This window comes from uncultured Dialister sp. (assembly GCF_900538805.1).
Lineage (GTDB): Bacteria > Bacillota > Negativicutes > Veillonellales > Dialisteraceae > Dialister.
In genome coordinates this window covers 1-13,082 of the sequence record NZ_UPZP01000067.1, presented here as the reverse complement: position 1 = coordinate 13,082, position 13,082 = coordinate 1, and the positions used below count along the sequence as shown (strand labels likewise).

At 56.8% G+C, this 13,082-nt stretch carries 8 protein-coding genes; 1 reads left to right on the top strand and 7 read right to left on the bottom strand.

Annotated features, from left to right (window positions below; genetic code table 11):
* Nucleotides 1-228 precede the first annotated feature (228 nt).
* Nucleotides 229-2,142: a Lon family ATP-dependent protease gene (gene lonC / locus QZQ29_RS06685; RefSeq protein ID WP_296961489.1), complete on the bottom strand. Its 1,914-nt coding sequence runs from the start codon at nucleotides 2,140-2,142 to the stop codon at nucleotides 229-231.
* A 389-nt stretch (nucleotides 2,143-2,531) separates the two neighbouring features.
* Entirely contained in the window at nucleotides 2,532-3,560 is a 1,029-nt protein-coding gene (locus QZQ29_RS06680) for a deoxyguanosinetriphosphate triphosphohydrolase (protein ID WP_296961486.1), read from the bottom strand.
* A gap of 749 nt (nucleotides 3,561-4,309) precedes the next feature.
* On the opposite strand from QZQ29_RS06680, the gene QZQ29_RS06675 reads away from it, so the two are divergent.
* Nucleotides 4,310-5,227: an alpha/beta hydrolase domain-containing protein gene (locus QZQ29_RS06675; RefSeq protein WP_296961483.1), complete on the top strand. Its 918-nt coding sequence runs from the start codon at nucleotides 4,310-4,312 to the stop codon at nucleotides 5,225-5,227.
* Nucleotides 5,228-5,929: 702 nt separating this feature from the next.
* On the opposite strand, the gene QZQ29_RS06670 is transcribed toward QZQ29_RS06675, so the two are convergent.
* From QZQ29_RS06670 to hypF, 5 genes are all read right to left on the bottom strand, one after another.
* Complete coding sequence (locus tag QZQ29_RS06670) at nucleotides 5,930-7,288, bottom strand: aminotransferase class III-fold pyridoxal phosphate-dependent enzyme (RefSeq protein WP_296961480.1); 1,359 nt, start codon at nucleotides 7,286-7,288, stop codon at nucleotides 5,930-5,932.
* Nucleotides 7,289-8,103: 815 nt separating this feature from the next.
* Nucleotides 8,104-9,087 (bottom strand): hydrogenase expression/formation protein HypE, encoded by a 984-nt coding sequence (hypE, locus tag QZQ29_RS06665; RefSeq protein WP_296961477.1) that lies wholly within the window; start codon nucleotides 9,085-9,087, stop codon nucleotides 8,104-8,106.
* Between the two features lies 1 nt (nucleotide 9,088).
* Complete coding sequence (gene hypD / locus QZQ29_RS06660; RefSeq protein WP_296961474.1) at nucleotides 9,089-10,123, bottom strand: hydrogenase formation protein HypD; 1,035 nt, start codon at nucleotides 10,121-10,123, stop codon at nucleotides 9,089-9,091.
* Nucleotides 10,120-10,341 (bottom strand): HypC/HybG/HupF family hydrogenase formation chaperone, encoded by a 222-nt coding sequence (locus QZQ29_RS06655; RefSeq protein WP_296961470.1) that lies wholly within the window; start codon nucleotides 10,339-10,341, stop codon nucleotides 10,120-10,122. Before QZQ29_RS06655 ends, hypD begins: the two co-directional genes overlap by 4 nt.
* Nucleotides 10,342-10,350: 9 nt before the next feature.
* Entirely contained in the window at nucleotides 10,351-12,573 is a 2,223-nt protein-coding gene (gene hypF / locus QZQ29_RS06650; protein ID WP_296961467.1) for a carbamoyltransferase HypF, read from the bottom strand.
* Between the last annotated feature and the right edge of the window lie 509 nt (nucleotides 12,574-13,082).

The following is a 13,082-nucleotide window of genomic DNA, read 5'->3' as shown; positions in this document are numbered from 1 at the left end:
CGTCTTCTGAGCTATTCCATGTTACTTTCATCGTAGCACCAGGATTCCCTACCCATCAAGGTGGGCAATGGAAGTATTTAACTTCATGCCCTACACTTACTATACGAGGATGACGGGCGAGCGGCGGGAAGGAGGCAGCGGACAGCGGATAGCGGATAGCGGACAGCTGATAGCCGATATATGATAGATGCCTTCACTGTCCCACTGTCTCACTGTCCCACTATCCCACTATTTCACCAGCATCTTATCCAGCACTTCCCGGATATGGGTGACTGGCAGCACTTCTATGCCCAAAGTCTTGGGGTCTATGTCCGTCTTGTTTTCCGCGGGTATGAGGATACCCTTCATGCCTGCCTGGCGGGCGCCGAAGGCTTTTTCCATGACGCCGCCTACGGGTTTTACGTCGCCGGAGAGGGAAATTTCACCGGTGACGGCATAGTCCTGTCGGAGGGGAATATTTTCCACGGCGGAGACGATGGCGCAGGTGATGGCGGCGCCGGCGGAGGGGCCGTCGATATTGCCTCCGCCTACGATGTTCACGTGGAGGTCGTAGTCCGAGAGGTCCTTGCCGGTGACAAGGCGCACCACGGCGGCGGCGGTGGCAACGGAGTCTTTGGCCATGGAGCCGGCGGTGTCGTTGAAGCGGATGCTGCCTTTTCCCTGGGTTCTGGCGGGGAAGGCGGCGGTTTCAATTTCAATGGTGCTTCCCCAGTAACCTGCCACGCCAAGGCCATAAATATGACCGACCCTTGGATTTCCTTTCTTCACCCGACCCAGCCAGGGGGAGAGGCGGCTGGCTTGGGCGGTGCGTTTCATGAGGTCCAGGGTAATGGTAACTTCGTGGGCATTCCCGCTTTCATAGACCGCAAGGCCATAGGCGTCGGCCAGAAGGCTTACTGCCTTTCTGCCTTCCATGGTGTAGGTGCTGATGAGGTCCGACACCCCTTCTTCCAGATGGACCTTAAGCTTTTCCGCCGCATGACGCACGATTTCCACCACGTCCTTCGGCTGGAGGGGGTCAAAGAAGACTTCGGCGCAGCGAGAGCGGATGGCGGGGTTGATTTCCTCGGGCTGCCTGGTGGTGGCGCCAATGAGGATGAAATCGGCGGGGGCACCGTCTTTGAAAAGTTTCCGGATGTAGTCCGGTACGGCGGGATTGTCTTCGTCGTAGTAGGCGGATTCGAAATAGACCCTTTTGTCTTCCAGTACTTTCAGCAGCTTATTCAGCATCATGGGGTCCAGTTCGCCGATTTCATCGATGAAAAGGACGCCGCCATGGGCTTCGGTGACAAGGCCGGGCTTCGGTTCCGGTATGCCGTCGTCCGCCAACTGGCGGCTGGCGCCCTGGTAGATGGGGTCGTGGACGGAGCCGATGAGGGGGTTCGTAATGTCCCTTTCGTCCCAGCGCAGGGTGGTGCCGTCGCATTCCACGAAGGGCGCATTTTCCCCAAAGGCGGTGTAGGAAAGTTTCTTCGCTTCGTCCAGCACCAGCCGTGCAGCGGTGGTCTTGCCCACACCCGGCGGTCCGTAGAGGATGAGGTGCTGGGGATAGGGGGAGGCAATGCGGGAGAAGAGGGCTTTCACCGCCCGGTCCTGGCCTACGATTTCCGAAAGGCTCCGGGGCCGCACCACGTTCATAATGGTGGAGGTGAGCTTCACCTTGTCCAGGGCTTCCAGTTTTTCCATTTTGCGGCGGCTCTGGGGTGTTTCGGTGTCCCCCGTTTCTTCGTCGATGATTTCCTGGCGGATTTCATCCACATATTCCTGATGCCTTTCCTCCAGACGGTCCGCAATTTTTTCTTCCAGCTGCCGTTCCACCGCCTGCCGGGCCAGCATTTCCGCCAGCTTGTCTTCCAGCTTGTCCAAAATGCCCGGTATTTCCTCGTCCGTAGGCACCCTTGTGTAGTCCCGGCTTTCCAGAATGAGCCGTTCCATGCCGATGAGGCGGATGCGGGGGTTTTCATCATGTATGTATTTCAGCGCATTATACCGGCTGGCCTGCACAATAATCTGCTCAGAGCCCATAATGCTGGCATAAATGCTGTAGATGGCGTTGATCTGCCTTTTCAGTTCTTCATCGGAAAAGCTGCTGCCGTCCACATGGTTCATGAGACGGCCGATTAAATCTTTTACATCTTCCATAGAAATCCCCTCCTTTATTATTATATTGACACGCGGAGGCGTGAGGGTTCGATGGGTTCAGAAGGTTCTTAGGTTTAATGCGCCTGCCGGCGCAAGGGTTCTTAAGTTTGACGGCCCTTCAGGCCGAGGGTTGTGGTGGCGGCTCCGCCGCAATTTTATAGCCGCCAAAGGCGGCATATAAAACTTCCCTCTGAACCGGGCCGGGAGGCGAAGCCGATTCCGGCTCGAATCCATCGTTCGGTGCGAAGCACACGAACGATAGAACCCAGGTGCCGAAAGGCACCTGAACCCTCTTGCTTTCGGGAATACTGTCCAGCAGACAATAGCAGCGGAAAGCGGAAAGCGACTAGCCGACAGCCGACAGCGGAAAGCCACCAGCAGCCGCCGCCTCACTCCTTCTTGAATGTCCAGTATCTTGGCACGAAGATGTCTTCGAAGAGGTTGATGGCGAAGTTGTCGGTGAGGCCGGAGATGTAGTCCACCGCTGCCAGGGGAATATTTCCTCCTGCCAGGCGGACCTGTTTTTCAGGGAGCCTGGTTTCATGGAAACTGCCGTCCGGCCGTTTTTCAGTGTAATAGTTATACAGCATTTTCACCACGTTGCTGCCCCGTTTCCTGTCAGGAATCAGGGCTTTTGACATGTACACTTCGTCAAACATGAACTGCCGGAAGGTCTGCAGCACTTCGTCCCCTTCCTTTGACATGTGGATGCCGTCCGTTTCATCATGCATGGAATTTTTCACCACGCTGGTGACCAGGGCGGTAATCATGGAGGAATGGGTGGTGCCGATTTTTTTCTTCACCATGTCCGGCAGATTGTCCGGGCCGATGAGGCCCATAGTTTCTGCATCTTCATAGTCGTGGCAGAGATAGGCAATGCGGTCGGCATACTTGATGAGTGCACCCTCCAGGGTATGGGCGTGCAGTTTTCCGCAGTGGTTCAGCATGCCGTCCCGCACGTCGGCTGTAAGATTCAGCCCCTGTCCTTCTTTTTCCAGTTTTTCCACAATGCGGACGCTCTGTTCATTATGTTCAAAGTGGCCGCAGATTTCCTGCAGCGCCTGCTCCCCCACGTGGCCGAAGGGAGTATGTCCCAGATCGTGACCCAGGGCGATGGCCTCCACCAGGTCCTCGTTCAGCCGGAGGGCCCTGGCCATGGTGCGGCCAATCTGCGCCACCTCCAGGGTGTGGGTCATGCGGGTGCGGTAATGGTCGCCCCTGGGAGCAATGTAAACCTGTGTTTTATGTTTCAGGCGGCGGAAGGAATTGCTATGGAGTATCCGGTCCCGGTCCCTTTGGAAATCGGTGCGCAGAGGATCCTTCTTCTCCACCCTGTCCCGGCGGGCATTGGCGGACAGGACTGCCCGGTGGCAGAGGATTTTCTTTTCCAATTCTTCACTTCGTTCACGAATCAGCATGGGGTCCCTCCTTTTTTGGAAATAGCATTGATTTCTTTTATTATATCATCTATAGGGCTGCTCCGCGGCCCGGGTTCAGAGGGTTCATGGACACGCCTGCGGCGTGAGGGTTCAGAGGGTTCAAAGGGTTCAGAGGGTTCAGAGGGTTCAGAGGGTTCAGAGGGTTCAGAGGGTTCAGAGGGTTCAGAGGGTTCAGAGGGTTGTGGTGGCGCCTGACGGCGCAAATAAAAATAAAAAAGGGGCACGGCTTCGCCGCGGGTTGTATAGAAGGGTTGTGTTCGCTTTGCTCAAGGGGCGACAGCCGCTTCACGGCTGAGGGTTGTGGCGGCGCCCATTTGACACGCCCTTTGGGCGTGAAGGTTGACGGCCCCGGCGGGCCGAAGGTTCTAAAGGTTCTTAGGTTTGATGGGCCCTTCGGACCCAAGGGTTGTGGTATCGCCCTTCGGGCGATGAATATAAATGCCGCCGGAGGCGGCATACATAACTCCCCTCTGAACCAGGCCGGAAGGCGAAGCCGATTCCGGCCCGAACCCATCGTTCGGCGCGAAGCGCACGAACGATAGAACCCGGGCGCCGAAGGCGCCTGAACCCTCTTGCATTCGGGAGTACTGTCCAGCAGGCAATAGCAGCGGGAAGCCGACACCGGACAGCGGCAAATTCCCATTTCCTTTTTACTCTTCCATGATATAATAATGCAATTAGAGGGCATCTCCCTCTACGCTTGTTTTTTATCTAAGGAGATCTGACTATTGGGTAAAGTTGTTAAAGCACTGGCTGCACTGGCTCTGGGTGCTGTCACTGCCTATCTGTTTCCCCGCCGGAAGACGCCGTCCCTGCCGGTGGGAGAGAGTTCCTATTTTCTAGAAGACGGAAGCGGCACCTGCCGGGATTCCATCCCTGTGTACTACTACAAGCCTGCCACCTGGACGGAGGAGCAGCCTGTGTTTATCGCCTTTCCGGGATATACCCGGAAGGCGGAACGGTTTGAAAAGCACCTGGAGGATTTGGCGGTGCGCTACAATATGCTCATTGCCTGTCCGGAATTTTCCACGAAGAAATATCCCGGCGCCCGCTGGTACCAGGAAGGAAATATTTCCGATGCGGAAGGAGAGAAGGGGCACATCCAGCCCCGCCGGCAGTGGACGTTTGACGCCATCGACCATGTAACCGCTGCGGTGCGGCGCCGGACCCATGCCAAAGGAAAGGTCATTCTCTTCGGCCATTCCGCCGGCGGCCAGCTCATGCACCGCTATTCCCTCTTCGCCAGCCATCCCGCCGCCGATGCCATTGTCTGCGCCAATGCAGGCTGGTTCACCATGCCCGATGAAAATGTATGCTACCCCTACGGCATTAAGAACGTGCCCCTTTCCGATAAAGACCTGGCCCGTGCCTTTTCCCGTCCGGTCATCATGCTCATGGGCGGAAATGATATTTCCCGGGAAAAGCCCTTCCGTGACACGCCGGAGGCCGACGCCCAGGGACAGAACCGCATGGAGCGGTGCAGCAACTACTACCATTTCTGCGAAGCCAAAGCGGCTGAGCTGGGCGTCCCCTTCCGCTGGAAACTGGATGTGGTGGTAGGCTCCGCCCATGAAGGAGAAAAAATGGCGGAAGGCGCCATGAAGCTCTTCTGCCAGGAGCCCCTGGATGAGACGGTGGGGATGTGATGGGGCGCGAAGCGCCCCAGGTTCAGAAGGTTCAAAAGGTTCAGAGGGTTCAAAGGGTTATGGTATCGCCCTGCGGGCGATGAAGTTTATAAGCCGCTTCGCGGCAAAACCAAACAACCGCGCCTAACGGTCAGTCGATTAAAAGGAAGGCCCTTTTATGGGCAGGCTATGGGCCAACTTCGACTGACTTGCACATTCTCTGCAGAATGTGCACAGCGCGTGGAAATGCACCCCTTTTGGTGCTGCGCACCACCTTTCCCCCGGAGGGGGAACTTTACTTGCCGCTCAACTTTTACCCTCATAAGCAGTTCAAAGTATAGTGCCGCTAAAATCTCCCCCTCCGGGGTGGCAAGCGAACATGATTCGTAGGGAGCCGTAGGCGACTGAGAATTGTGTGAGACGCTTTCCCGTGGAGAGACGTCGCCGCAGGCGACAGAAGGGGTGCATTTCCAGCGGGCGCCAGCCCGGTTGTGTAGGTTTTCGCTGCCATAGGCAGCGCTGCCGCCGGAGGCGGCATTTAAAGCTCCCCTCTGAACCAGCCCGCTCTGTGGGCGGAACCCATCGTTCGGCGCGAAGCGCACGAACGATAGAACCCGGGCGTCAAAGGCGCCTGAACCCTCTTCCTTTCGGGAATACCGTTCCCCGCCGCATTTGACCCATAAAAAACGACTGCCGAAGCAGTCGTTTTTTTATGTGCAGATTTTACCAGCCGTGGCGGTAGTCGAATACACCGTCCGGGATTTCTCCCTTTTCCAGTTCCGTGAGAGATTCGTCCAGAATGGTGAAGGCTTTATGCAGGTTTTCTTCGGAAATATTGAGAGGCGGCTGCACGCGGAGGAGGTTTTCGCCCAGGGTGATGATGATGAGACCCTTTTCGTAGGAGCGGAAGCAGACCTTGAAGGTGCCGTCTCCATCGGGGATGGCATTTCCTTTTTCATCCTTCTTTACGATACCGATGGCCCAGGACATGCCGCGGCCGCGGTAGAAGGCCACCCGGTCAGGGTGCTTTGCCTTGAGTGCCGCCAGTTCTTTCTGAATGGCAGCGCAGTTCCGTTTGTAAATGGTCTGGAATTCTTCGGACTGATAGTAGTCGAAGGCGGCATTTCCTGCGGCGCAGGCAATGGCGTTGCCGCCCAGGGTGAAGAGGTGGGCCGGAGCGGGGAGGCAGTCCATGATTTCCGCCCTGCCCATGAAGGCGCCCAGGGTGAGGCCGGCACCGATGGATTTGCCCATGATAATACCGTCGGGAATGATGCCGGGGTAGTTTTCAATGGCAAAGAAGTGGCCTGCCCGCCAGAAGCCCTGCTGTACCTCTTCGTCGATGAAGAGGATGCCGTGCTTTTTGCAGAGGTCGTAGAGCTTTTTCATGAAAATGGGATGGGCCGGGAGAATGCCTGCGTCCCCCTGGATGGCTTCAATCACCACAGCCGCCACTTCGTCGGCGGGCATGTAGGTCTTGAAGGCGGTTTCGATATCCTTCACCGCTTCTTTTTCCACGATTTCATCGGGCACATTATCACCGTAGAAGGGGAAATGGTAAATTTCCGGCAGGAAGGGTCCCATTTTCGCATGCATGCGGGTGGTGCAGGTGGTCATGGAAGAGGAGCCGTAGGTATTTCCATGGTAGCCGTTGATGAAGGTAATAATTTTCGTGCGCCCTGTGTAGGCCCTGGCAAATTTCACAGCCGCATCATTGCCGTCGGAGCCGCAGTTGCCGAAGGCAATCTTTGCCTTCACGCCGCCGGGATAGACGGAGGTGAGCTTTTCCGCATAGGAAATCATGGGTTCATTGTAGGAATAGGCGGCGGTGTACTGGGTGCATTTCTTCAGCTGCGCTTCAATGGCCTTCGTAAGGATGGGGTTGGAGCTGCCCAGGTTCAGGGAAGAAGCGCTGGTGAGGAAATCAATGTATTCATTGCCGTCGGCATCCTTCAGGATTTCCCCCGTCCCGCTTTCCACGGCAAAGGGATAATAGGAAAGGTGCTGGCAGGGAGCCACCACTTTCTCATCCCTGGCTACAAGGTCTAAACATTTGTCAATCTTCTTCTGAATTTTATACATAAGTCCTCCTTGTCCTGAATGAGGGGAAACCAGGGAAGCGCTGATTCAATCGTTATCGAATGAATCAGTGTTTCCCCAGGTTTCCTATTCTCTGAAATCATCTTATTGTCAAGTGTATAGAGGGATGGTGGGGTTGTCAAGGGGGAGGGGCCGCTTTCGCGGCCCGGGTTCAGAGGGTTCAGAAGGTTCCGCCTGCCTTTGGCAGGCTGGTTCAAAGGGTGATGGTATCGCCCTGCGGGCGATGCATATGAAGTCAGCGTTACGTTCTTACCTTCCCGCCTCGTGGTCATTCTGAGCGAAGCGAAGAATCTTGGTTCATGCCGATAGTGGCTCAGCTGTCGTTAAATACCAGTCAGCGGGAATGGGCCACTATCGTGGCCACCCCCTATCCGGCTGCGCCGGACTTCTCCACGGGAAAGCGTCTCACGTGGTTCTCAGGTCGCTTCGCTCCCCTATGAACCACGTTCGCTTGCCACCCCTATTCAGGGGGCAGAATAACCCATACTTTGCTTAGAGCCACATATAAAATGATGCCTCCGGCGCCCGCCCCTCTGCACTCAAGAATACCGTATGCCTGATGTTTCCCCGCCGACATGTATTTATCAGCAGAGGAGGCACTAACGACACGTACCGAGATTCTTCACTGCGTTCAGAATGACTGTGTCCGGCGGTAAGCGGATAGCGGACAGCGGACAGCCGGAAGCCGACAGCTGACAGCGGACGGCCAATAGCCGACAGCCGTTAGATGACAGCGGCCTTCACTGTCTCACTGTCCCACCAGCTCACCAGCCCACTAGTTCACTAGCTCACTAACATTAACATATCCTCGGCAGTCCTTCTCCCCTCAGGGGAAGGAGTTTTCTTTTTCCTCCGAAGGCGGTGATGAGGTGGACGCCTTCGCCTTTGGTGATCCGGCCTGCCAGGGAGGCGTTTTTGCCGTAGGGATTTTGGCGGAGAATGGCAAGGGCCCTTTCCGCTTCTTTTTCCGGAAGGACTATAAGCATTTTCCCTTCGTTTCCCATGGTAAGGGGATCAAGGCCCAGGATGCCGGAGAGTTCACGGATTTCTTCGGACACCGGAATGTTTTCTTCCCTGAGTTCCATGGCCCTGCCGGAGGCCTCGGCCAGTTCGTTTGCCACGGTGGCAAGGCCGCCTCTGGTGATGTCACGGATGGTGTGGATGGAAAGGCCTTCGGAAAGGAGGCTTTCCACCAGGCCGTTTAAGGGGGCGCAGTCACTCCTGAGGCTGCTCTTCATATGGAGCCTTGCGGTGAGGATGGTGCCGTGGTGGTCGCCCATGGTGCCGGTGAGGATGACGGCGTCTCCCTCTTCCATGGCGGAGGCGGAAATGGAGAGGCCCTCTGCCCTTTCACCGATGCCGGCGGTATTGATGTAAAGGCCCCCCTTCCCTTCGATGACCTTGGTGTCTCCTGCCACGATGGAAACGCCCGCTTCTTTGGCCGTTTCCGCCATGGAAGCTGCCACTTTTTCCAGTGTTTCCGTTTCCAGCCCTGTTTCCAGAATGAAGGAGGCCGTGAGGTAGAGGGGCCTGGCGCCCATGGAGGACAGGTCGTTCACGGTGCCGCAGATGGAAAGTTTCCCTATGTCCCCGCCGGGGAAGAAGAGGGGTTCCACCACGAAACTGTCGGATGTGAAAACGGGATGTCCTTTCATGACAGGCAGCACGGCGCCGTCTTCCATGGCATCCAGTATGGGATTTGTGAAATATTTGGCAAAAAGCTCATGAATGAGGCGGCCCGTTTCTTCGCCGCCGGAACCATGGCGCAGTTCTATTTTCATATTAACCTCCCCTATAGGTAATGGAGCAGGCCCCTTCGCCGGATACCATGCAGGCCCCCACCGGATGGTCCGGGGTGCAGGCTTTGCCAAAGCAGGGGCAGTCCGAGGGCACCATGCGGCCGGTGAGCACGGAAGCGCAGCAGCAGCCTTTGGGCATACGGTCTTCTGTGAGGCCCCGGCTGCCGGCGTCCAGGAATTCATATTTCCCGGAAATATAAAGACCGGAGCCTTCGATGGGGCCAAGGCCCCGCCAGACGGCATCCCCTGCCGCAAAGACTTCATCCATCAGGGCAAGGGCCCTTGGATTTCCTTCTTCCCGCACCACCGAGGGGTATTCGTTCCAAAGACCGCCCTGTTTCTTTGCAGCTTCCAGCGCCAGCCGGGAAAGGGCGTGAAGAAGGAGGGGCGGTGTGAATCCGCCGATAACCATGGGTTTCCCCGATGTTTCCGAAAGTTTTTGGAAGGGACGGCTTCCCGTAATCACCGCCACGTGGCCGGGGCAGAGGAAACCGTCGATGTGAAGGTCTGCCGCCAGGATGTTCATGGCGCGGGGCATGGTCTTCAATGCGGTGAGGAAGCGGATGTTAGGTATCTTTTCGTCATACACCCGTTTCACCAGGTCCGCCCACACAGGAGCCGTGGTTTCAAAGCCCACCGCCGCCAGCACATAGGTGGTGCTTCTGTCCTTTTCCGCCATGGCCAGCACGTCTTCGGGGTTGTAGAAGAAATCCACCGCGCCGCCCCGGTCTCTGGCGCCTGCCAGGGACAGGCGGCTTCCCGGCACTGCCAGAAGGTCGCCAAAGGCCATGACCTTGTATCCATCGGTCATGGCATAGGCTGCCAGCTTGTCAATGTAGGCGGTAGGCGTCACGCATACCGGACAGCCGGGGCCGGAAAGGAGGGTGATTTTCGGCGACAGAATCTGCCGGATGCCGCTCCTGTAAATGGATGAGGTATGGGTGCCGCAGACCTCCATGAGACGGAGCGGCGGCCCGTCGTAGGCAGCCAGGAAGCGGGCCAGTTCTTTTTCTCTCATTCCTTTTCCATCTCCCCAATTTCTTTAAAAAGGGAAATCCAGTCATGGGCTTCCTTTTTCTCCACAATCTGGATGGCCATGCCCGCATGAACCAGCACATAATCGCCGATTTTCGCCGGCACCATGGCAAGATTCACCGGCACTTCGGTGCCGGAAAAATCCACCATGCCATGGGTGCCTTTTATGCTGACCACTCTTCCCGGATAGGCTACACACATAGTTCCTCCTTATCCCTGCAGCCCGTACCAGGCCTGGCCCAGGGCAATACCTCCGTCGCCGCAGGGAACCTTTTCATTACCGTATACTTTGAAATGCGCCTGTTCCAGCGCGTCCTTCGTTTCTCTCCATAAAATGCCGTTATGGAAACAGCCGCCGGTAAGGATGACCTGCTCCACGCCAAGAAGGCGGGCGCTTTCCACCACCATTTCCACAATGGCCCGGTGGAACCCCAGGGCTGCTTCCTCTATTTTACCATTCCCTGCCAGTGCGGAAATGAGGTCTTCCCTGTGCCATATGAACTGTCCTTTTTCTTCCTTCAGGGTGAGGTGCAGGGGAAGAGGATTTCTTCCTTCCATAACGGCTCTTCCTGCCGCCTCTTCCAGGGCCATGGCGCATTCGCCTTTGAAACGGTTTTCCTCCTTGATATGAAGAAGGGCGGCCGCCGCGTCAAAGAGACGGCCCATGGCGGAATCTTTGATGCAGTTCACGCCGCCATCAATGGCTGCCTTCACCAGCGGGAAGCGGTGGTCCGAAGAAGAAAGACCGCTATACACAAGAGCGGCCAGAGCGGTCTTCCAGGCCTGTTTCATAGAAATATCGCCGCCCAGAAGGGGCATATCATCCAGATGACCTTTCCGCACCATTTCATTTCCTTCCAGCAGAAGGATTTCCCCGCCCCAAATGGTACCATCACTGCCATAACCGGTGCCGTCAAAGACGAAGGCCGCCGCCTTTCCGGAAAGGCCCTGCTCCGCCATCACCGAAAGGCTGTGGGCATGGTGGTGCTGGATTTTTAAAAGGGGAATGTTCATTTCCCGGGAAAGCTTCTCTCCCAGGTCCGAAGACATATAGCCGGGATGAAGGTCCGTCACAATCTTCTCCGGCCGAATGCCCAGCATATCCTCCCAGTCCTTTATCATATGAAGGAACGCTGCCTCGGACGATTCATTTTCCAAATCGCAGGGCATTTCCCCGGGGTACATGCGCCCTTCGGCGGCAAGGCAGAAGGATGGCTCCATATCCGCCCCCAGCGCCAGCACGCATCCCCCTTTTCTCCCATGTACCACAGGCTCCGGCAGGAATCCCCTGGTGCGGCGCAGCATGTCTTTATGAGAGCCTTCCGCTTTCATCACGCTGTCATCGGCGGGGCGGAGGATTTCACGGTCATTGGTAAAGAGGAAATCGATTTCATGGGCATGAAACCAGGAAAGGGCTTCTTCATCCTTATAAAGGATGGGCTCACCGCTCAGATTGGCGCTGGTCACCACCAAAGGCGCCCCTGCCCCTTCGGTGAGAAGGTCGTAGAAAGCAGAGGGCGGAAGGAAAATCCCAAGCCTTGGCACCCCCTCTGCTGCGGAAGGAAATTGTTTCTTCCACCGGCAGAGGACGATGGGACAGGCCGGAGAGGTGAGGAGCTTTCTATCCTCATCGGTGAGGCTCACCAGCGCCTCTGCTTCCTCTAAGGAATGAACCATGAGGGCAAAGGGCTTTCCTTCCCGATGCTTCAGCTTCCGAAGAGAGCGCACCGATTCCTCTCTGTCTCCCCGACACACCAGGTTGTACCCGCCGATGGATTTCACCATCACCACTTGCCCCTCCTTCACCAGAGTGATGGCCCTTTCCATGGCCTCTTCCCCTGCCGCTTCTTCCCCAGCCTTAGAGATAAAAGAAAGCCAGGGTCCGCAGGCGCTGCAGCAGATGGTTTCCCCATGGCAGCGGCGGTCCTTCAAATCTTCATACTCCCTTTCACACTCCGGGCAGAGAGGGAACTTGTCCATGGTCGTGCGGGGCCGGTCATAGGGCAGGCTTTGGATGATAGTATACCGGGGCCCGCAGGCGGTGCAGGAAAGGAAGGGATAACGGAAATGGCGGTCCTTCCTCTCATGGAGCTCCCTTCTGCAGGAAGGGCAGATGGCTATATCCGCCGGAAAAAGAGGAGCCAGCGGCGTCCCGCTGCTTTCTACGGCAGAAAAATCGGGAAACCTTTCCAAAGGAAGCTCCTCCTTCGTAATCCTCTCCACCTCTATGGGATAGGGCGCTTCCTGCAATGATTTTTCCAGCGCAAAAAGGGCCTCCCTTCCTCCGGAAACCCTGATTTCCACCAGGCCCCCCAGGTTCTTCACCCAGCCCGTGAGGCCCGCCTTCTTCGCCGCCCGGCACACAAAGGGCCGGAACCCCACGCCCTGTACGCGGCCTTCTATGAGGAGACGGATGGTATGGATATGGGACATGGTTTGGCCTCCTTTAATAAAGGACCGCCTTTGGCGGCCCAGATTGACGGGGCCCCTGGCCCCGAAGGTTGTGGCCGCCAAAGGCGGCGGGTTGTGTTCGCTTCGCTCAAGGGGCGACAGCCCCTACGGGGCTGAGGGTTGTGGATTACTATTGGACACGCCCTTTGGGCATGAGGGTTCAGAAGGTTCTGCGCCTTATGGGCGCGAAAGGTTCTGAAGTTTGACCGGCCTTTCGCCGGAGGGTTCTTAGGTTTGACGGCCCTTCGGGCCGAGGGTTGCGGTGGCGCCCTGCGGGCGCATCAAATAAGAGGCGCCCGAGGCGCCCACCTCCCCAGCGGCAGCGGTACTACATAACTCCCGGGCGAACGCCCAGAACCTGTCCGGGAGGCAAAGCCGGTCCCGGACAGAACCCTGGCAGCCCTGGGACGCTAGGGAAGCACTGATTAATTCGCAGAATCGAATTTCATAAGTATTTTTATCCAATGCTGCGTCATAAGTCTCCTTAAATA